The sequence below is a fragment of the Streptomyces sp. NPDC006012 genome, from assembly GCF_042871185.1.
Taxonomy (GTDB): domain Bacteria; phylum Actinomycetota; class Actinomycetes; order Streptomycetales; family Streptomycetaceae; genus Streptomyces.
Window position 1 is genome coordinate 119825 of sequence record NZ_JBIAIE010000019.1, and the last position, 19920, is coordinate 139744.

Consider the following 19920-nt stretch of genomic DNA (forward strand, 5'->3'; position numbering starts at 1 on the left):
TCCCGGACGTCCGGGATCCGCGGCCCGGGGCGGGGCCGGACAGGGAAAGCCCCGGCCGCGACGGGGGAATCACGGCCGGGGCGGCCAAGCGGTGGGTGCGCACGGCGGTCGCCTCTCGGCGAAAGGCTCCACAGGGCTTCAGCCGAACGATCGTCCCTGTGGGCGGAAGGTGAGGCCCGGGGACACTGTTCCGTCCGCACCCACGGTTTGTTCAACGGGCAACGATTGTGGAGTGTTCCATCCGGAGGCCCTGCGTCATGGTGATCCGCGTCACCCTCGTGGCGGTCGTCGGTGCCGCGCCGGCCGTTCCGGAATCCTCCGGTTCTCCCCGGTCCGGGCCGGCGGTCACCCGGCGGGCATGGGATCCGCCGTCGCTCCGTACCGAGGGTCCAGCCGGGCGCGACGGCGCCGCACGACGCCGGGTGGGCGTCGTGCGGCGCGCGGTGGCCGGCTGAGCGGACCGCTCGATGGAGCGGTACATATCCGGCATATGCGATTTACGCTCGATGGTATGACCGAGATAGCGAGCCCCCATATCTCCACCCCTCGGATTCTGGTCCTCGGGGTGATGCGGGGCAGGCCGGGCAGCCTGCCGTTCCGCATCATGGAGATCGACGGTCAGGTGGTCGGCGCCGCGCGGGCCGTCACCGATGTCCTGGAGACCGCGGCCGCGTACGGCATCACGGTCCATGACCTGGACGATCCGGAGGTGGTCCGCTGGGTGGGCGGCGACAAGTTCACCTGGTGGCCGCACTGAGGGTGCGCCGGCCCGGCCTCAGCCGAGGGTCCACTTCTGGTTGGCGCCGCCCGAGCAGGTCCAGATCTGCAGCCGGGTGCCGTTGGCCGAGTTGTTGCCGGTGGCGTCCAGGCACTTGTTCGCCTGCGGGTTCACTATGTCGTGCGCCGCGGACACCGCCCACTTCTGGTTGGGGCCGCCGGTACAGTCCCACAGCTGTACGGTCGAACCGTCCGTCGTGCCGTTGCCGGTGACGTCCAGGCACTTGCCGAGCGCCCGTATGGTGCCGTCCGGACCGACCGTCCACTGCTGGGCGGCGGTGCCGTTGCAGTCGTAGAGCTGCACCGGCGTGCCGTTCGCAGCGCTCGCCCCGGCCACGTCCACGCACTTGCCCGCCAGGCCCTTGATCGTGCTGCCGATCGTGGTGTCGCTGGTCGTCACCGACACCGAGTCGACCACCAACTGCTGCGGGAACGAGGTGGAGCCGTCCGGGTCGCCGGGCCAGTAGCCGCCCACCGCCAGGTTCATGATCAGGAAGAACGGCTTGTTGAACGCCCAGGGCTTGCCGCTCACGTCGGCCGGCGTGCGCGTCTGGTAGACGTTGCCGTCGACCGACCACTTCACCGAGTTCGGTGCCCAGTCGATGGCGAAGGTGTGGAAGCCGTCGGCGAACACCTGTCCGTTCGGCAGGGTGTAACCGGCGCCGACACCGCCCGAACCGGAGTAGCCGGGACCGTGGAGGGTGCCGTGCACGGTGGAGGGTTCGTACCCGACGTTCTCCATGATGTCGATCTCGCCCGAGTTCGGCCAGCCGACGTCGCCGATGTCGTTGCCCAGCATCCAGAAGGCGGGCCACATGCCCTGCCCCCGCGGGATCTTCATCCGCGCCTCGACGTGGCCGTACTGCGCGGTGAACTTCCCGGAGGTGTTCAGCCGGGCCGAGGTGTACTGGCAACTTCCGTACCAGCACTGGTAGTTCGACGGATTCTCGCGCCGGGCCGTGATGACCAGGTGGCCCTGGCCGTCCAGGGCCGCGTTCTTGTTGCCCGACGTGTAGTACTGCCGCTCATGGTTGTTGACGTTGTCGCCGGTCTCGATCTGCCACTTCGAGGAGTCGGCCGCCGCGCCCGCGGGGCCGTCGAAGGTGTCGGAGAACGTCGCGGCGACGGCGGCACCGGCGGCGTCGGTGGCGCCGGGGGTGTCCGCCTGGGCCGGGCCGATCGCGGCGGACGCGACAAGCGCGGCGGACAAGACGGCGAGCACAGAGGTGCGGAGCAGGCGTGGGGGGGCCACGGCTCTCCCTTCCTTACGGCGGCCGGAACACGGAAGTGCCGGCCGCGGTGGGGGGGTGAAGGTGACGCCTCTTGATTTAAGAAGTGAGATAAGGGACCGTCAATACCTTGGTACGGACCAGTCTGGGGCGATCATGCGTACCGGTCGCCGGAAAACCGCCGCCACCCCAGGTCACGGCTCCGCGCGCGGCATGGGCCGTCCCGGGCCGCCGCGTTCGGGTAGCGGTTCGTCGGCCCCTCAGGCTCCCTTGCGCACCGCACGGGTGATCTCACGGCCGATCCGCGGTGTGACACGGCCGTCCGGGACGGGGATGCCGAGAGAGGCGGCGAGGCTCGCCCCGTGGAGGTCGACCGCCGACTCCATCAGCTGGGCCAGACTCGTCACGGCCGACCGGCCCCGGACCACGGCCGTGAGCAGCGTGCCCAGCCCCGCCAGCCCCAGTGGCCACCAGACGACTCCCGCGAGGGTGTAGAGAACGCCCCAACCGGCCAGCGCGGTCGACCTGCCGAACGCGTCCTTGCTCTCGTCCAGTACCGTCCGGGTCTCCTCCGGCAGCACCAGCCACAGCCGGGGCCAGCCGTATTCGAGGTCGAGTCCGTACTCGATGCGGACGCGGACGCTCAGCGCCGCGATGGTGTCACCCATGTGCGTCGGCCTGCTGGGCGGCGCCAGCGCGATGCGATTGCGCCGGTGCGCCAGGTCGGCCAGGGTCTCGTCCGACTGCCCCTGGCGGTACGCCTGTTCGTAGCGCTCGTGGGCGCGCGTCCAGCGGCGTCGGCGCCGGCCGGCCAGTGCCGCCCCGGTACGCCCCGGCCACCGGCCGAGCCACAGCCAGTGGACGGCCCGCCCCGAGCCCTGTGCCAGCAGCCCCGCCCAGGCCGACACCAGCAGAGCGGCCAGCACGGCGGCGGCCAGTTGCCCGGCGGAGGCCCTGCCCTGCTGAAGCCCGGTCACGAACTCCTCGTCGCCGGGCCATGCCCCGAAACGCATCCGCCAGCCCACCGCGCCCGAGGCGACGAAGAGGATCCCGGGCACGACGAGCAGGGACACCCATTTCCCGGCCAACTGCCTGGCCAGCTCGTTGAGGAAGGGCGTCACCGGGTGCGCCGCTCAGGCGTCGCCCGCGCCAACGGCCCCTCGAAGAGGTGACATTCGGGCGTCGCCACACCCGGCGCCCGTACCCAGTCCCGGTCGCAGCGGTCGGCCGGACAGACGTACAGTCCGTCGACCGGGACCCCCGGATCCACGCCGGGCACCCACACCACCGACCTCGGTCCGACGCCCGGAATGCCGAACTGCCGTCCCAGCTCGTCCAGTTGGGTCACCGCACCGTCGTCCGTCCGGAACCTGCGCACCAGCTCCGCGACCTCGTCCGCACGGCCCTGCGCCGCGGCGATACGGCGCAGGAGAGGGAGCGCCTCACACCATGCCGCGACATCTCCCCGACCCTCCATGCCCCTCCTAGCCGCTTCTTGACGCGTCCTGCCGCCTTTTGATGCTTCCGGAGCAGACGCGGTGGCGTCGCTGCATGATGGTACGGGCGCGACACGCCCGACAGCCACCACGGGGGAGCGATGGGGGAGATGGAGAGCCTGCCACTGGACGCCCTGCGGGCGCGGCTCGAACGATTCGCGGCCACCGCCGATCCACAGCAGGTGCTCGGTCCCGAGGCAGGCGCGGCGGCCCAGCTCCTCGCCGGGGCCCTGCAGACGTCCTGGAGCGACGAGGCCGCCCACACCCTGGGCTGGTTCCACTGGTTTTGCTGTGTGGCCCGGCGGACGTACGAGGGCCCGGACTTCCACCACGCCCTGGAGCTCTTTCGTCCGCTGTGGGCGCGGATGCCCGATGCGGTGCCGGCGGAGATCGGCGCCGTACTCGCGCGGGAATCCGCGCCAGGGGCACTGCTCGAAGAAGCCCTGCGCCTCGGTGACCAGGCGGCCGACCGCGCCGCCGACTTCCGGGCCACCGGCGACCCGGCCCGCTCCAGCGAGGCGGTCGGTCTGCTCCTGCGCGGCATCGGCATGCTGCGGGAGGTCGGAGCCCTGCCCGAGATGCTGCAGATCAACCTGGTGGAAGTCCTGCTGCAACGGCACGCGGCGGACGGGGAGCGCGACTCGCTGGAGGAAGCCGTCGGCTGGGCCGCGCGCACGATCGACTCGCTCGCGTCGGTCGCCGACGACAAGGCAGTGCCTCTGCTCGCCCCCCTGGGCGGAAATCTGCTCAACGCCTTCCGGGACGGTGCGGGCAGCACCAAGGGAGGCGATCCCCGGCTGCTCGCCCTGGGCGCCGCGGCCTGGGACCGGGTCCAGGCGAAGGCCGCGGACCCGCAGATCCGGCTACAGGTCCGGCTCCGACTGGCCGCGGCCCTCATCCAGGGCCACCTGCGCACGCCGTCCGCCGAGTGGGTCCGACAGGCCGGCGCGTACGTCGAGCGGGTGACCGAGGAATGCGATCCCGCCGACGCCCGCAGCCACGGCATCCTCGACACCCTCACCGTCGTCGTACCGCTGAACATCGCCCACGGACAGCCCGCCCTGCTGCGCGCGCGGGCCCGTGTGCTGCGCGCGCTTGTGGCGCACCCCGAGACGGACGACGGCCGACGGCGCGGCTACCGGACGGACCTCGGCCTGTGCCTCCGGATGGCGCACGACGCCCAGGGCGACCCCGCGGCGCTGGACGAGGCGGTGGACGTCCTGCGGGCCGCGCTGGCCGGCACGGACGGGACGGGGCCGGACACCGTGGGCCGGATGGTCAGTCTCGCCAACGCCCTCAAGTCCCGTGTGCACGACGGGGGGCGCGAGGCGAACGAATCGGGCGTCAGGACCGACGAGGGCGCGCGGGACGACATCGCGGAGGCCGAAGGGTGGGCCCGCCGGGCGCACCGGCTGGCTCCGGACGCATCCGACGCCCTGTCCTGTCTCGGCAACGTGCTGCGGGTGAAGGCGCTGCTGCTGCGTGACGTGGAGGCCATGCGGGAATCGGCACGCCTCAACCACGCCGCCGCACGGACACTGGATCCGAGCCGGCCGGCCCATGCGGTGCAGTTGCTGAACACCGGGCTGTCGTACAAGGAACTGGCGACGGCCACCGGTGACCTCGCGGACGCCGAGCACGCGGTGGCCGTACTGCGGACGGCGGCCGGGCACGCCGGTGCGCACCATTCCCACCACCTCCCCGTCCGCGTCGAACTGGGCCATTCGCTGACACTGCTGGCCGAACTGGGCGAGGACACCGAGGCCCTGGCCCAGGGCAGGCAGCTACTCGAAGCGGTCGCCGCCGAACTCCCCGTCGAGCACGTCGAAGCCCGCCGCGCGCAGGTCGACCTCATCGACACCTACCGCGTCCAGTTCCAGCTCACCCGGGACGACGCGGCGCTGGACCAGTCCCTGAGCCTGGCCCGGCGCTACCTGGACGACCCCACACTGACCGACGACGAACGCGGCCCGCTCCTGGCCCGCTGTGTGGGAGCCCTCACCACCGCGTACGACAGCACCCGGGACAGAAGGCTCCTCGACGAGCTGGTCCCCGTCTGCCGGTCCGCCGTGCGCTTCGCCCGGGAGGGCTCCTTCGACCGGTCCCGGTCCCTGCTGGAGCTGGGCGCCTGCCTGGCCTCCGTCCACGAGGTCTCCCGGGACAGCACGGCGCTGCTGGAGGCCATGGACGTGCTCGCGGAGGCGGCGGCCGGTCCCGAGGCGTGGCGTACGACCGCGGAGGCCATGGCACGGCTGGCGGAGGCGAGGCTCCAGCACAGCCGGCAGTTCACCCCCTTCACGGACCTGGCCCGCCGGACGCGCGACAACAACCCCCACCTGTTCACAGCCCTGTTCGCCGAGTCCCTCGCCGCGTACGAGCGTGAACTCGACGAGATCGTGGACCTCGGCCGGAAGTCCCTGGCGCTACGCGCCGCGGGCACCCGGGACCGCCCCCTCCTGCTGTCCTACCTGGCGGTGACGCTGCTGGGGCGGGCCCGGTACCGCGAGTCCGTCAAGGACGCCAGGGAAGCCGCCGAGCTGCTGCGGGAGGCGATCAGGACCGGGCCCGCCGACCATCCGGGCCGCCCGGTCTGGGGCACCAATCTGGCCGGGGCGCTGCTGGACATCCAACGGTACGAGGACGACGCCTCGCTGCTGGACGAGGCCGAGGCCGTGGCGCGCCAGGCCATGGCCGCGGCGGGCGCGGACGACATGGGGCACGTGCGTGCCCTGCTGGCGCTGTCCCATGTCCTGGCGCGACGCGACACCGGGGGAGAGGACCCGACGGGGGAGGTGCGCGAACTGCGCAGCCGGGTCTACCGGACCGCACACTTCCCCCTCCCGGAACGCATTCGTGCCGCCGAGACGGCGGGGCGAACGGCCCTCACCCGGGGCGACTGGGCGGACGCGGCGGCACATTTCGAGGCCGCGGTGGACCTCCTGCCGCGCCTGGTCGGGCACCGGCTCGCCCGGTCCGACCGCGAGCTGCTCATCGCCGACCAGCCCCTGCTGGCCTCGCAGGCGGCAGCCTGCGCGCTGCACCTGGACGATCCCCTGCGGGCGTTGGACCTCCTGGAACGGGGCCGGGGCATTCTGCTCGGGCAGCTCACCGAGACCCGGCGCGACCTGTCCGACCTGCACCGGCAGGCACCGCAGCTGGCCGCGGAGTTCAGCCGGCTCGGCGAGGCCATGACCACCCTCGGCGCGAGCACCGACCAGGATCCGGACGAGGTTCCCGGGCCCGCCAGGGACGAGCACCGGCTGACGGTCCGCTCCTGGGAGCGGGTGCGCGACGAGATCCGCGGCCTGCCGGGGTTCGAGAGCTTTCTGCGGCCGGGCGTACCCGACCTCGGCACGCTGACCGCGGACGGCCCGGTGGTGGTCGTCAACCTCGCGACGGTACGCAGCGACGCTGTCGTCCTCGCCGAGGGCACGGCGACGTGTGTGCCGCTGCCCCGGGCCGATTTGAGGTCGGCGGCGGACCAGCTCATGGCCTTCGGGGCGGCCGTCGGCGCGCTGCACGACCCGGACGAGCCCGCCGAGCAGCGGTGGGAGGCGGGCCGGGTCGTCCTGGACACGCTCGCCTGGCTGTGGGAGGCGGTCGCGGAACCCGTCGTCCGGGCGCTGGACCTCACACCGGGCGGCTCCTCGCCGCCCCGGCTGTGGTGGTGTCCCACCGGCATCCTGAGCTTTCTGCCGCTGCACGCGGCCGGGCGGTACACCGGCGACACCCCGCACGGCATCGCCGACTACGCCATGTCGTCGTACACCACGACCCTCAACGCGCTGCGCCCGAAGGACGCCGCCCCCGACGGCTCCCGCGGTTCCGGGCTCGGCAGCGACCCGCGCCTGCTGGCGGTCACCACACCTCAGGCGCCCGGGGCGGCGCCCCTGCGACACGCCGCGGCCGACGCGCAGGCGCTCGCCGGACTGTTCCCCCGGACCACCGTCCTGACCGGTGAGAGCGCCACCAAGCAGGCCGTGCTCCGGGAGCTGACGGGACACACCTGGGCGCACTTCGCCTGCCACACGCGGGCCGACCTCCTCGGCATCACCGCGAACGAACTGGTGCTGCAGGACGGCGCACTGTCACTGCCGGACATTTCGGCGCTCTCCCTCGACGCCGAGCTGGCGTTCCTCGCCGCGTGCGGATCCGCCGCCGGTTCGTACCACCTCGCCGACGAGGCCCACCATGTCGCCTCGTCGTTCCAACTGGCCGGCTTCACCCATGTGATCGCCACCCTGTGGGAGGTCGCCGACGGCGACGCCACCGAGTTCACCTCGGCCGTGTACGGCCACCTGGCGGACGGCGTTCCCCCCGCCGAGGCGTTGCACCGCGTGACCCGTGACCTCCGGGAGCGCTACCCGCGCAGTCCCTGGCTGTGGGCTCCGTATGTGCACCTGGGGCCCTGAGCGACAGGGCCGGCCCGGCGGGGTGCCCGGAAGGCGGCGTGCGAAGGGAGGGACGTCACGCGTCCGCCGCCCGCGCGTGCACCGCCCGACCGAGCCGGCGGCCGAGGAACAGGTAACCCGCCAGCGCACCTGCCGTGTTGAGGATGACGTCGTCGACGTCGAAGGCACGCCCGGTGACCAGCGCGCCCTGCACCAGCTCCACCAGGAGCATCACCAGCGCGGTGAGCAGGAGCACATGCAGGATGCCGCGGGCCCGCGGCGCGAGCACCGGAACCAGCACCCCGAACGGAAGGCCGAGCAGTACGTTCCCGCCGATCTGCTTGGCGGCGTCGCGCAGACCGGGCTGGTCCAGGTAGGCCCGCAGGGAGCTGCCCGGACGCAGATTGCTGTGCGTGAGGGATACCGACGCCGGGGACGGCACCAACGTCAGCCGCGCCAGGACGACGGCGAACGCCACCATGCACACGAAGGCGACCAGCATCGCCGCCAGCCGCACCGGCCACGGGAGCGTGCGCCGGTCCGCAGCGGACGGCCGCGCCGCGCCACCGGCCCGCCGGGCACCGCGGTGCGGCTTGTCGGCGCCCCGCGCCTTCGCAAAGCCACCGCCGCGAAGCGGTCGGAGCAGTCCCGCCAGGCCCCGGGATGCCACGGGACGCCGGGACTTGGCGGCAGCGGCGCCCTTGCCCCGGCCCGTGGCCTTGCCGGAACTCCTGGACGTACCGGAGTGCCTGGATGCACCGGAACTCCCGGACTTCCCGGAGCCCTTGGAGCCGGAACCCCCGGATGCACCGGAGCGCCCGGACCTGGCGGCGGCGCCGGTGCCGGTGCCACTGCCGGTCCTGCGACGGTCTGCTGAGGCGCCGGGGGAACGGGTGCTGCTTGCGGGGCGACGCCTGCCCGTCGGAGTGTCGTTTCCGCCGGTGCGCAGCTGTGCGGCGGTGCGGGCCATGCGGTCCTCCTGTCGTCGGCTTGCCTGCGTGGTGGGGCGGTTACCCCGGAACCGCCCCACGATGCGCGCGTACCGCCCGGCGGGTCGGCGCGGTCAGCTCCCGTACGTGATGTGCACCTCCGTGAATCCGAGGGAGCGCAGCAGCCCGCGGAGCATGGCGGTCGTGTTCGTCTCGGCCCGGGCGGTCAGCCCGCTGCCGCGGGCCGCCTCGCCGATGTGCCGCACGGCGAGCCGTTGCACGGCGTGTTCGCTGTTGGGGTTGTCGGAGAAGAAGTCGCCGAGCCGGTCGAGCAGTCCGCGCTGTTTGGAGACGGTGTACGAGTGGTCGGCGTCCAGGGACGGCTTCCCCAGCAGGGCGTGCGGCAGGTGGAGCGTGGCCGACGTGCGGTCCCCGTCGACCGTCACGTCCCGCTCGCCCAGCCGGCCGAGGTCGACATAGGCGTCCACGGTGCCCGTCCCGACGTACAGGGTGCGGGTGCCGCGGATCGCGTCGGGCAGCAATTTCGCGTCCTTCTCCAGGTCCACGACGACCTGGAAGGTGCCGGAGGCGGCGTCGTAGCGGCTCATGTCCTTGATGGATTCGAGCAGGGCCGGTCCCGAGCGGTCGCGCGTCTCGGTGCCGAACAGGTCCTTGATGCCGGGCAGCACGGCCAGCCGGATCCCGGCGAAGACCGCCGCGAGGACCAGGACGACGGCGGTCAGGGCCTTCGCCCAGCCCGGCATGCGTCCGGGCAGCAGCCTGTTGGAAGTCGTCATGTCGCCGTTCCCCTTTCCTGCCTTCCGTATGCCCTTCCAACCGCCTTGCCAGGCCGTCCAGTTGGCCGATGCGGTGCGGACCGGGGTACGCGGGGCGCACACCCACGCGGTGAGCCTCCGCCGACGCCCCGACATCCCCCTCCGCCCCGGCGGCCTCCTGAGGTGACCGCGGCCGCCCTCAGTAACCTGAGCCCCGCACCCCCGTGATGATCATGCGAGGAGCGGACCGAGACATTGCCGTCTTCAGTGGCAGTGCCCATCCCTAGCTCGTCCAGGAGGTCTGCGCGCACCTCGGTGTGCCGCTCAGCCCCACCCGGGTCAGCCGGTTCGCCAACGACTGTCTGGAGGTGCAGCCCGCGGAGCAGCGGGCCGGGCACGAGCGCAAGCTGCGGGTCCTGTCCATCGCCCCGGCGCTCGCCGACGCCGTGCGCCGCATCCACAACGGCGAGTCCGTCAGCGCCCTGTTCGACGCGCCCGGTACCGGGCCGTCACCGGACGCGCCGCAGCCGTACCGGCCCTGACGTGCGGCGGCGCGGCGCCGGGGTCACCAGGAGCCGGGCGCGGTCTCGGGCTGTTCCAGGACCGCCTCCAGCGTCGGGCGCGGGGGCAGCAGCCGGGCCAGGCCGGTGACCCGCAGGACCCGCAGGGTCAGCGGCTGGGTGCACACGAGGTGCAGCGTTCCGCCGTGGTCCAGCACCCGGGTGCGGGCCCGGTAGAGCAGGCGCAGCCCCGAGCAGTCGAAGAACTCGATGTTCCGCAGATCGATCACGATCCGGGCGCCGCGCCGGTCCGTCACCCGGTCCAGCCGCGGGGCCAGTTCGTCGGCCACCGCGATGTCGATCTCCCCGTGGAACTCCAGCACCGTGTGCCCGCGGTCCTCGCGGACGCGCAGGTGCCTGGTGAGCGGTGCGGATTCCTGCCGCGGTTCCGGGCGCACGTCGTCACCTCCCACCAGTGCCGGGATCCGTTCCCCGCTCTGCAAGTTACCCTCGATAGAACGAATTTGAGCATGTTCGATTGACATATGTCTTCGAGTTTGGCTGGACGGCGTCCAGTTCAGGCCGTGACCAGGACCAATTTCCCTGACGTCCGACCGGTTTCGCCCGACTCGTGCGCCCGAGCGGCCTCGGACAGCGGGAACGTCTCGGCGACCGTGGCCCGCAGCCGGCCCTCCGTCACCAGGGCGGCGATCGCCTGCATGCCCGCGCGGTCGGCGTCCACCAGGATGCGGGCCGCCCGCACGCCCAGCCGCGCGGCCTCGTCGTAGAACTCCCGCGTGCCGACCGGCACGATCGACACCACGATCCCGCCCGGGCGCAGTACCCGCAGCGACCGGACGGCGTTGTCGCCGCCGAGGGTGTCCAGTACGACGTCGACGCCCCGCACGGCCTCCGTGACGTCCGTGCTCCGGTAGTCGACGGCCTCGTCCACGCCGAGGCTCCGCAGGAAGTCGTGCTTGCCCGCGCTCGCCGTGCCGATCACGTACGCGCCCCGCGCCTTGGCGATCTGCACCGCGACATGTCCGACGCCGCCGGCCGCCGCGTGCACCAGGACCCGCTGCCCCGCAGCCAGTTCCGCCGTCTCCACCAGGGTCTGCCAGGCGGTCAGTGACACCAGCGGCAGCGCGCCCGCCTGCACATGGCCGATCCCGGCCGGCTTACGGGTGAGCGCCCGGACCGGGGCGATGACGTACTCGGCGTGCGAGCCGTGCCCGAACGGGTAGGGCAGCATGCCGAAGACCTCGTCCCCGGGCGTGAACGCGGCCACGCCGATCCCCGTCTCCTCCACCGTGCCGGAGAGGTCCCACCCGAGGACGAACGGCGGCTCGCCCAGGAAGCCACCGCCGGCGCGGTGCTTCCAGTCGGTGGGGTTGACCCCGGCGGCGCAGACCCGGACCAGTACCTCGTTCGGGCGCGGCGCCGGCCGCTCCAACTGCACTTCCTTGAGCACCTCGGGACCGCCGAGGACGTCCTGGCTGATGGCACGCATCGTGTTCACACCCCTCATGGTCACCCGGAGCGCCGCGGCACGCAGTCCGGAACGTTCCACCGGCGGGCCGCCGTGGGCCGGTGCTCCAGGGCGCGACGGGGACATCCACGACGGGTGCGTACGCGGGTGCCGTCTCCCGGACGAGTACGCGTACGCGACGGGTACGTCCGCGACGGCGCCGACGGCCGGAAAGCGCCGGGCCCGACCGGGTGGAAGCTGGGCCGGTCGGCACTCCACGGGCTGCATACCTGAGCGCCGGGCGCCGAGCGGTCCGCACCGTCGGAGGGACGCGGCGCAGGGCCGGCCGCCGGACGCGGGTCGCCGTGCCGGTGGCGCGCGTGGCCGATCCGGTGCTCGCCGTCGCCCGGGCCGTCGGTGGCCTCCTCGCGGGCTCGCCCGCCCCGCTGCCACAGCCCGCGCTTCCGGTCGCTCCGGGGCCGGTGAGTCCTCCTGGACGTGACCGGCGGCCGGTCGGCGGGGGAGGGAAGGAGAAGCCCCGCCGCGACGGGGGAACGCGGCGGGGCCTGACGCAGAAGGTGCCCGGGCCCGGCCCGTTCATGCCTGCCCGCGGCAGATTTTCCGGATGGTGCCGGTGAGCGGCCGAATTCAGCTCCCCGTGGCCGGTTCGAGGACGAAGACCGGGATCTCGCGGGACGTCCGCTCCTGGTACTCGGCGTACGGCGGGTACGCGGCCACCGCCCGCTGCCACCACTCGGCCCGTTCCGCGCCGGTGACCTCCCGGGCCGTCATGTCCGCCTTGACCGGCCCGTCCTGCAACTCCACGTGCGGGTCGGCGGTGATGTTGAAATACCAGACCGGATGCTTGGGCGCACCGCCCTGCGAGGCCACCACGGCGTACCGCCCGTCGTGCTCCACCCGCATCAGCGGCGTCTTGCGGACCTTGCCGCTGCGGGCTCCGCGGCTGGTCAGCACGATGACGGGCAGTCCGGTGTCCATCAGCGTGGTGCCCTGGGTCCCGCCGGAACTCTCGTACAACTCGACCTGCTCCCGGACCCATGCGGTCGGACTGGGTTCGTACTCGCCCTCTACAGGCATGCTGTTCCTCTCCTTGCCGGACACGGCTCGCTGACAGCTCGATTCAACACCGGTGATCACGGGATTCATCCGCACCGCACCGGGTCGCCGCCCGGCCGGGCCGGTCGACGGTACCGCCAGGTGGCGTACGGCGGTCGCCCTTCCCGGCGACTATTGTGGAATGGCTGATTCCAGTTCCCGGCGCGCCCCTGCGCGGGCCGGCAGCGCACGAAACGGAAGAATCGCTTCCCGGCTGGATTCCGCAGGTGACCGTTCGGCCGTACCTGGCGTCGCGCGATAGGTGCCTCGGGCATCTAATGAAGATCGGCACGACGCACTCTTCGTCTGTGAGGTCTTCGATGACGGAACTGTCGCAACCCGTCGCCTTCCCCCAGGACCGGACCTGCCCCTACCACCCGCCCACCGGCTACGACCCGCTGCGCGCCGCCCGGCCGCTGACCCGGGTCACCCTCTACGACGGCCGCCCGGCCTGGCTCGTCGCCGGGCACGGCCTCGCACGGGACCTGCTGGCCGACCCGCGACTGTCCAGCAACCGCACCCGCGCCGGCTTCCCGATCACGACACCCCGGTTCGCCGGCGTCCGTGACCGCAAGGCGGCCCTGCTGGGCGTCGACGACCCCGAGCACCACACCCAGCGCCGCATGATGATCCCCAGCTTCACGCTCAAGCGGGCCTCCGCGCTGCGGCCGAGCATCCAGCGCATCGTCGACGACCTGCTGGAGCGGATGATCGCCCAGGGGCCGCCCGCCGAACTGGTCAGCGCGTTCGCGATGCCCGTGCCCTCGATGGTGATCTGCGCGCTGCTCGGCGTCCCGTACGCGGACCACGAGTTCTTCGAGGAGCAGTCCCGGCTGCTGCTGCGCGGTCCCTCGGCCGACGCCACGCAGGACGCCCGGGACCGGCTGGACGAGTACCTGGGCGCCCTGATCGACCGCAAGCGCAAGGAGCCCGGCGACGGACTGATCGACGAACTGGTCGAGCAGCAGGCGCGCGAGGGCACGCCGGACCGCGACGAACTGGTCGCCCTGGCGATCGTCCTGCTCGTCGCGGGACACGAGACCACCGCCAACATGATCTCCCTCGGCACCTTCACGCTGCTCCAGCACCCCGAGCGGCTGGCCGAGCTGCGCGCCGACCCCTCCCTGGTGCCCGCGGCGGTCGAGGAACTGCTGCGGATGCTGTCCATCGCGGACGGCCTGCTGCGGGTGGCCACCGAGGACGTCGAGGTGGCCGGGACGACCATCCGAGCCGGCGAGGGCGTGGTCTTCTCGACCTCGGTCATCAACCGCGACGAGGGGGTCTACCCCGGGCCCGACTCGCTCGACTGGCACCGCTCGGCCCGCCATCACGTCGCCTTCGGCTTCGGCATCCACCAGTGCCTCGGCCAGAACCTGGCCAGGACCGAGCTGGAGATCGCCCTGGCCGCCCTGCTCGAACGGCTGCCCGGGCTCCGGCTCGCCGCTGTGGCGAACGAGATCCCGTTCAAGCCCGGCGACACGATCCAGGGGATGCTGGAACTCCCCGTGACCTGGTAAGAGGCTACGGCCATGCATATCGAGATCGACCGAGACGTCTGCATCGGCGCCGGCCAGTGCGCCCTGACCGCCCCGAGCGTCTTCACCCAGGACGACGACGGCTTCAGCTTGCTGCTGCCCGGACGGGAGGACGGCGGCGGCGACCCCCTGGTCCGGGACGCGGCACGGGCCTGCCCGGTCGGTGCCATCACGGTGACCGGCGAACCCGGCTGAGCCCACCTGCCCACCGGGCGAGCCCGTCACGGCTGCACGCATGGGTGTCCGTCGGCTGTACACCGGCGGGAGCGGCCGGCGGCCGGACGTGCAGGGCGAACGCGCGCTGGACCTGCTGGAGCGCCCCTGACCCGGCACCTCGTCCGGACTCAGCGCACCTCACGGACGTAACCGGCGCTGCCCGGTGTCGACACCGCGCGGTCCCGGCGGACGATGCTCAGGCGGTCGCCGAAGCCCGCGAGCGCCTTGCGCAGCCCGCCGTCCGTGTACTCGACGACCAGGACACGGTCGTCGAACGCGTCGGCGTAGGCACCGCACTCGTCCCACTCCGCGCACTCCTCCACCAGCGCGAAGTCGAGGCCCGTGCGCTGCCTGCGGTCGGCCAGCTCCAGCGTGTTCTTCTGCGCGATCGCCAGGTGCCGGGCGTGCGCGTGCCGGGACAGCAGCGCGATGAAAGCGGTTGCGTCGCCGGCCGTCAGCAGCTTCCCGGACCGGGTGTAACTGTCGTAGTTGTCCGGCTCGACGGCGTCGAAGCCCTTGTCCGCGCAGCCGTCGATCCAGCGGTCGACCCGCTCCGCCACCCGCCTGCGCTTGGCCGCGGTGGAGATGTCTAGCAGCGGCTCGCCCCAGTCCTCGTCGACGACCGGTTCGCCGTGCGCGTCCCGCAGCAGCAGGTCGGCCGGCCACGCCGCCGCCTCGTCCGGCTGGGCCTGGAAGGCGTTCACATAACAGATGTTGTAGAGGCCGGGGGCCGGTGACGCCGTGCGGTCGCGGCTGACGACGCGGACGCCGGCCGGGGGCGGATAGCCGCCGCCGATCTGGTAGTCGAAGCCGGCGTGCCGGGGCGGGAGCCGCACCGAGGACGCCGTAGGGTCCGGCCCGGGACCGGGCCGCGCGGCGTCCCCGGGGGACCCGCAGCCGGTCAGCAGCAAGGCAGTCGAGACAAGCACGGTGAGGATCCTCGCCCCGGTGGCCGGCACGGGACCTCCGGTGCGCACAGCACGCTTCGCGGGCATGGACCGCTCCAGCAGATCGCGGGTACGGCCCCGCCTCGGACCACGGCGGTCCTGGCGACTTCGGCCGGGCTGGGAACGTGTCCGTCACCGGCTGGGCGCACCTCTGCGTGTCCACGCCGCGCGTGCCGGACACGTGATCACGATCAAAGCCGCAGGACCCGAAGCAGTCAAGCCGGCCCCGGGTGACCACGTACGCTGCGAGAAGGTAACCGCCCCAAGGCAGGAGCAGCAACGATGCAGTACGTGAAGCTCGGTTCGACGGGCCTGGACGTCTCCCGGATCTGTCTGGGTTGCATGACCTACGGGCTGCCCGACCGGGGCACGCACGAGTGGACGCTGGACGAGGAGGCGTCCCGTCCGCTCATCCGGCAGGCGCTGGAGGCGGGCATCAACTTCTTCGACACCGCGAACGTCTACTCCGACGGCACCAGCGAGGAGATCGTCGGCAAGGCGCTGCGCGACTTCGCCCGGCGCGACGAGATCGTGCTCGCCACCAAGGTGCACGGCCGGATGCGGCCCGGGCCCAACGGGGGCGGACTGTCCCGCAAGGCGATCATGACCGAGATCGACCACAGCCTCAGCCGCCTCGGCACCGACTACGTCGACCTGTACCAGATCCACCGCTACGACCACGACACTCCGGTCGAGGAGACCATGGAGGCGCTGCACGACCTGGTCAAGGCGGGCAAGGTGCGCTACCTCGGGGCCAGTTCGATGTACGCGTGGGAGTTCTCCAAGGCCCAGTACACGGCGGAGCGGCACGGCTGGACCAAGTTCGTCTCCATGCAGAACCACTACAACCTGCTCTACCGCGAGGAGGAGCGGGAGATGCTTCCGCTCTGCGCGGACCAGGGTGTGGGCGTGCTGCCCTGGAGCCCGCTCGCCCGCGGCCGCCTCACCCGTGACTGGGGCACCGTCACCGACCGCAGCGCGACCGACGACTTCGGCAGCCGCCTCTACCTGGAGAGCGACCGCTCGATCGTCGAGGCGGTCGCCCGGATCGCCGCCGAGCGCGGTGTGCCGCGGGCCCGGATCGCCCTCGCCTGGCTGCTGCACCGGGCCACGGTGACCGCGCCGATCGTCGGCGCGGCCAAGCCGCAGCACCTTCAGGACGCGGTGGCCGCCGTGGAACTGGAGCTGAGCGACAAGGAGATCGAGGAGCTGGAGCAGCCCTACATCCCGCACGCCGTCAGCGGCCACTGACGGTCAGTGCGGTCCATGCGGCGCGAACCCGGTGCCGCACGGACCGGCGCCCTCGCTCTCCGGAAGCCGGATCCGCTCGCCAAAGAGGGACAGCGTCCGGTAGTGGGCGCCGATCCGCCGCGCGGAGCGGCCCACGTAGTGGCCGATGAACGAGTGGCGGAAGCGGTCGGCGGTGCGATTGGGCCCGGAGCCGTGCACCAGACTGCCGTTGAAGAACAGGACGTCACCCGCCGCCATGTCCACGGGCACGGCGGCGAGACCGGGCGGCGGGGGCACGTACTCCCGGGCGAACGACTCCCGGACGTCCGCCTCCTCGGGACAGAACAGGTCCATCCGGTGGGTGCCCGGCACCACTTCGAGGCCGCCGTTGTCCCGGTCGATCGCCTCGCAGGCGAGCCAGGCGGCCACGCAGGTGCCCGGCTCGACCCGCAGATAGAAGTTGTCCTGGTGCAGCGCCTGGCCGCGGGCCCCCGGCGGCTTGAAGTAGAACATGCTCTGCGCGGCCAGGACCTCCTCGTCGAGCAGCGCCTCCAGAACCGGCCGCAGCCGGGCGTCCACCAGGACCTCCCGGGCGAGCGCGCTGATCTCGTGCGGATGCATCACCCGCGGGTAGAGGTGCAGCGGGTCGGCCGGACCGCCCTCCGGGGCCGGCCGCGGCTCGAAGTGTCCCGGCACCGGCCCGGCCGCGTGCAGCGCCGCGAACTCGGCGCACAACCGCTCGGTGTCCGCGGGCCCGAACAGCCCGCGGACGACGGTGAAGCCCTGCTCCTCGAACTCCCCGAGCCGCCGCCGCAGGTCCTCGGGCAAGATGGGGGCGCCGGTGGCGCCGGTGTCCGTGGCTGTCATCGTCCACTCCTCGGTTCTCTCCCCGGTGCGGTGTTCCCGCCCGCCACGCTAGGCCCACGCAAGTGTCCGGAGGATGCCCATGACAGCTGTGGAACTGCCCGGGGCTGCCGCGCCCGGCACTCCCTCCCCGCCGCCCGGCGTTGTCGTGGTCGGCCACTTCGACCAGGACACCGGGTACAGCGTCAACCGGCCCGGCGGGGCGCCGAGTTGGCTGTTCACCTGGACCACGGGCGGGCGCGGACTGGTCGGCCGGGGCACCGCCGGGGTGTACGCGGGCGCCGGGGACCTGGTGGTCCTCGCTCCGGGGGTGGCGCACCGGTACGCGGTCGCGCCGGGCGCCCGGCACTGGCGCTTCTGGTGGACGCACTGCCCGGCCCGTCCCGGCTGGGCCGAGCGGCTCGGCCCGCACGCCGTCGCCGACGGGCTGTACGCCCTCACTCCCGCCCCGGGCGGTCTGCGCGACCGGGTCGGTGCGGCGTTCGGCCGGATGCTCGCCGACGCCCGCTGGACGGGAGCCGGGGCGCCGCCCGAAGCCGTTCCCGTGGAGGGCGATCCGGTCTCGGTCGCGCACAGCAGCGCGGCCCGGGACCTGGCCCTGTGCGCACTGGAGGAGATCGTGCTGCTCACGACCGGTCCGGCGGGCCGGCCGGCGGCGCCGGGCGGACTCGACGCACGGGTACGCCGGGCAGAGGAGCTGATGGCCGCCGACCCCGGGGCCCCGCACACCGTCGCCTCACTCGCCGCGGATGCCGCCTTGTCGCCCTCCCGGTTCGCCCACCTGTTCACCCGGCAGACCGGCCGTTCCCCGATGCGCGCGCTGCGCGAGGCCCGGCTGCGGCACGCGGTCCGGCTGCTGGAGGGCACCGACCTGACCGTGGAACGGGTGGCCCGGGCATCGGGTTTCCCCAGTCCGTTCCACTTCAGCCGGGTCTTCCGGGCGCGCTACGGCCTTCCGCCGGGCGCCTACCGGTTGCGGGCGCGTACGGGGACCTGACCAGGACACCGCCGAGCCGGCCCGCGCCGTGACGAGCGGGGGCGGCCGTCGGGAACGCCGGCCGGCCGTCACGAGGAGCCGGCACCGGCCCCGCCCAGGAACTCCGCCCAGCCGCCCGTCGGGGACTGCCCCGGGTCGAGTGTGCGCATCTGGCGCAGCGCCGCCGGGTCCTGCGCCTCCAGCCAGGCCACCAACTGCTTGAAGGAGACGAAGCGCACGTCGTCGAACTTGGCCATCTCGCCGATCGCCTCCTCGACGGCGTCCATGTAGATGCCGCCGTTCCAGCGCTCGAAGTGGTTGCCGATGAAGAACGGCGCCCGGTTGGACTCGTAGGCACGGCGGAACCCGGCGAGATAGGTGTCCCGGGCCTGGACGCGCCACGCCTCGTACTGGGAACGGTCGCCGGTCGGACGGCCCTCGGACTGGTTGGCCATCAGGTTGTAGTCCATCGAGAGCACCTGGAAGGAGTGCCCGGAGAACGGTATGGACTGCAGCGGGAAGTCCCAGATCCTGCCGCCCTGCACCTTGTTCGGCCAGATCTGCAGCCCGCCGGGGGAACTGGCGTCGTACTTCCAGCCGAGCGCGGCGGCCGTCGGCAGCAGCGCGGACTGGCCCTCCAGGCACGGGGTGCGGGCGCCGACCAGCTCCTTGCGGTAGTCGAAGGGCAGCGGTTCGAGGTCGGTGAAGCCCGTGTTCGTCTTCCAGTTCGTGACGAAGTCGATCGCCTGGTCGATCTCGCTGCGCCAATCCGCGGACGACCAGTTGCGTACGCCGTCCTCGCCGCAGAAGTGCCCGTTGAAGTGGGTGCCGATCTCGTGGCCCTCCAGCCAGGCGCCGCGCACCTGCTGGAGCGTGGCGTGGATGTGCCGGTCGGCGAGATAGCCGATCGCAGAGGCGCCGACGTCGTGCTGCGGCGGGTGGTAGAGGTGCTTCTTGGACTCGGGCAGCGTGTAGATGCCGCTGAGGAAGAACGTCATCGACGCGCCGTGCTCGGCCGCCACCTTGCGGAACCGGGAGAACAACTGGTTGCTGAGTTCGCCCGCGCCGTCCCAGGAGAACACCACGAACTGCGGCGGCCGGGTGCCCGCCGCGAGCCGGGTGGCCTTCGGCTGCTTCGGCTGGGCGCCGGTGTCCGCGGTGGAGCCGTCCCCGATCGGCCGCACCGGCCTGGCCTGCTGTGTGGCCGAGCCGCCCGCGGCGAGGCCGCCACCCGCGCTCCAGGTACCTTTCGAGCAGGCCGAGAGAGCGCCGAGGGCGCCCGCCGTCGCTCCGGCGGTCAGCATGCGCCTGCGTGAGATGCCGCTCATGTACGTCCCCGAATTCCTGTCACGGGCCCCGGGCAGGGCCCCTTCGCCGTGCGGTTGTCGGGTTCGATGTGCGGTCGCGGCACAAAGGTCGGGCCGGCCGGCATGTGTTGCCGCGCTGTGACAGTCATGGCGCGCTCATGAC

General features: G+C 72.6%; 17 protein-coding genes and 1 pseudogene. 7 read left to right on the forward strand and 11 right to left on the reverse strand.

Annotation, left to right across the window (positions count from 1 at the left end):
• Positions 1-511 precede the first annotated feature (511 nt).
• Positions 512-757 carry a hypothetical protein gene (locus ACFYPJ_RS27755; protein WP_389022628.1) on the forward strand — a complete coding sequence of 82 codons (246 nt, stop codon included), beginning with the start codon at positions 512-514 and terminating at the stop codon, positions 755-757.
• An 18-nt stretch (positions 758-775) separates the two neighbouring features.
• Here ACFYPJ_RS27755 and ACFYPJ_RS27760 read toward each other — a convergent pair whose 3' ends face one another.
• From ACFYPJ_RS27760 to ACFYPJ_RS27770, 3 genes are all read right to left on the reverse strand, one after another.
• Entirely contained in the window at positions 776-2029 is a 1254-nt protein-coding gene (locus ACFYPJ_RS27760; RefSeq protein WP_389022631.1) for a ricin-type beta-trefoil lectin domain protein, read from the reverse strand.
• A 237-nt stretch (positions 2030-2266) separates the two neighbouring features.
• On the reverse strand, positions 2267-3127 hold the full coding sequence (locus ACFYPJ_RS27765) for a hypothetical protein (protein ID WP_389022634.1): 861 nt from the start codon (positions 3125-3127) through the stop codon (positions 2267-2269).
• The gene (locus ACFYPJ_RS27770) at positions 3124-3483 is read right to left on the reverse strand and encodes a hypothetical protein (RefSeq protein ID WP_389022637.1); all 360 of its coding nucleotides are present in this window, start codon (positions 3481-3483) and stop codon (positions 3124-3126) included. Before ACFYPJ_RS27770 ends, ACFYPJ_RS27765 begins: the two co-directional genes overlap by 4 nt.
• Before the next feature lie 129 nt (positions 3484-3612).
• On the opposite strand from ACFYPJ_RS27770, the gene ACFYPJ_RS27775 reads away from it, so the two are divergent.
• Positions 3613-7914: a CHAT domain-containing protein gene (locus tag ACFYPJ_RS27775; RefSeq protein ID WP_389022640.1), complete on the forward strand. Its 4302-nt coding sequence runs from the start codon at positions 3613-3615 to the stop codon at positions 7912-7914.
• Positions 7915-7969: 55 nt separating this feature from the next.
• On the opposite strand, the gene ACFYPJ_RS27780 is transcribed toward ACFYPJ_RS27775, so the two are convergent.
• Positions 7970-8410: a VanZ family protein gene (locus ACFYPJ_RS27780; protein ID WP_389022733.1), complete on the reverse strand. Its 441-nt coding sequence runs from the start codon at positions 8408-8410 to the stop codon at positions 7970-7972.
• Positions 8411-8956: 546 nt separating this feature from the next.
• Positions 8957-9619: a DUF4230 domain-containing protein gene (locus ACFYPJ_RS27785; RefSeq protein ID WP_389022643.1), complete on the reverse strand. Its 663-nt coding sequence runs from the start codon at positions 9617-9619 to the stop codon at positions 8957-8959.
• 212 nt (positions 9620-9831) lie between these two features.
• Between ACFYPJ_RS27785 and ACFYPJ_RS27790 the strand changes: the two are divergent.
• Positions 9832-9972 (forward strand): annotated as a pseudogene (locus tag ACFYPJ_RS27790) (ribose-phosphate pyrophosphokinase-like domain-containing protein); the annotation flags it as partial.
• 191 nt (positions 9973-10163) lie between these two features.
• Here ACFYPJ_RS27790 and ACFYPJ_RS27795 read toward each other — a convergent pair.
• The 3 genes from ACFYPJ_RS27795 to ACFYPJ_RS27805 form a co-directional block, all read right to left on the reverse strand.
• A complete protein-coding gene (locus ACFYPJ_RS27795) occupies positions 10164-10556 on the reverse strand; it encodes an anti-sigma factor antagonist (protein WP_389022645.1) in 393 nt (130 codons plus the stop codon).
• 119 nt (positions 10557-10675) lie between these two features.
• Positions 10676-11626: an NADP-dependent oxidoreductase gene (locus ACFYPJ_RS27800; protein WP_389022648.1), complete on the reverse strand. Its 951-nt coding sequence runs from the start codon at positions 11624-11626 to the stop codon at positions 10676-10678.
• A gap of 588 nt (positions 11627-12214) precedes the next feature.
• Positions 12215-12664 (reverse strand): nitroreductase family deazaflavin-dependent oxidoreductase, encoded by a 450-nt coding sequence (locus tag ACFYPJ_RS27805; protein WP_389022650.1) that lies wholly within the window; start codon positions 12662-12664, stop codon positions 12215-12217.
• Between the two features lie 338 nt (positions 12665-13002).
• Here ACFYPJ_RS27805 and ACFYPJ_RS27810 point away from each other — a divergent pair, with 338 nt between their 5' ends.
• Positions 13003-14199 carry a cytochrome P450 gene (locus ACFYPJ_RS27810; RefSeq protein WP_389022653.1) on the forward strand — a complete coding sequence of 399 codons (1197 nt, stop codon included), beginning with the start codon at positions 13003-13005 and terminating at the stop codon, positions 14197-14199.
• 12 nt (positions 14200-14211) lie between these two features.
• Entirely contained in the window at positions 14212-14412 is a 201-nt protein-coding gene (locus tag ACFYPJ_RS27815; RefSeq protein WP_389022655.1) for a ferredoxin, read from the forward strand.
• Positions 14413-14561: 149 nt separating this feature from the next.
• Here the strand turns inward: ACFYPJ_RS27815 and ACFYPJ_RS27820 are convergent, their stop codons facing one another.
• Positions 14562-15428: an endo alpha-1,4 polygalactosaminidase gene (locus ACFYPJ_RS27820; protein WP_389022658.1), complete on the reverse strand. Its 867-nt coding sequence runs from the start codon at positions 15426-15428 to the stop codon at positions 14562-14564.
• 234 nt (positions 15429-15662) lie between these two features.
• Between ACFYPJ_RS27820 and ACFYPJ_RS27825 the strand changes: the two genes are divergently transcribed.
• On the forward strand, positions 15663-16631 hold the full coding sequence (locus ACFYPJ_RS27825; RefSeq protein ID WP_389022661.1) for an aldo/keto reductase: 969 nt from the start codon (positions 15663-15665) through the stop codon (positions 16629-16631).
• Positions 16632-16634: 3 nt separating this feature from the next.
• Here the strand turns inward: ACFYPJ_RS27825 and ACFYPJ_RS27830 are convergent, their stop codons facing one another.
• A complete protein-coding gene (locus tag ACFYPJ_RS27830) occupies positions 16635-17477 on the reverse strand; it encodes a phytanoyl-CoA dioxygenase family protein (protein ID WP_389022664.1) in 843 nt (280 codons plus the stop codon).
• A gap of 79 nt (positions 17478-17556) precedes the next feature.
• Here ACFYPJ_RS27830 and ACFYPJ_RS27835 point away from each other — a divergent pair, with 79 nt between their 5' ends.
• Complete coding sequence (locus tag ACFYPJ_RS27835; protein WP_389022667.1) at positions 17557-18471, forward strand: helix-turn-helix domain-containing protein; 915 nt, start codon at positions 17557-17559, stop codon at positions 18469-18471.
• A gap of 68 nt (positions 18472-18539) precedes the next feature.
• Here the strand turns inward: ACFYPJ_RS27835 and ACFYPJ_RS27840 are convergent, their stop codons facing one another.
• Positions 18540-19778 carry a hypothetical protein gene (locus tag ACFYPJ_RS27840; protein ID WP_389022670.1) on the reverse strand — a complete coding sequence of 413 codons (1239 nt, stop codon included), beginning with the start codon at positions 19776-19778 and terminating at the stop codon, positions 18540-18542.
• Positions 19779-19920 lie beyond the last annotated feature (142 nt).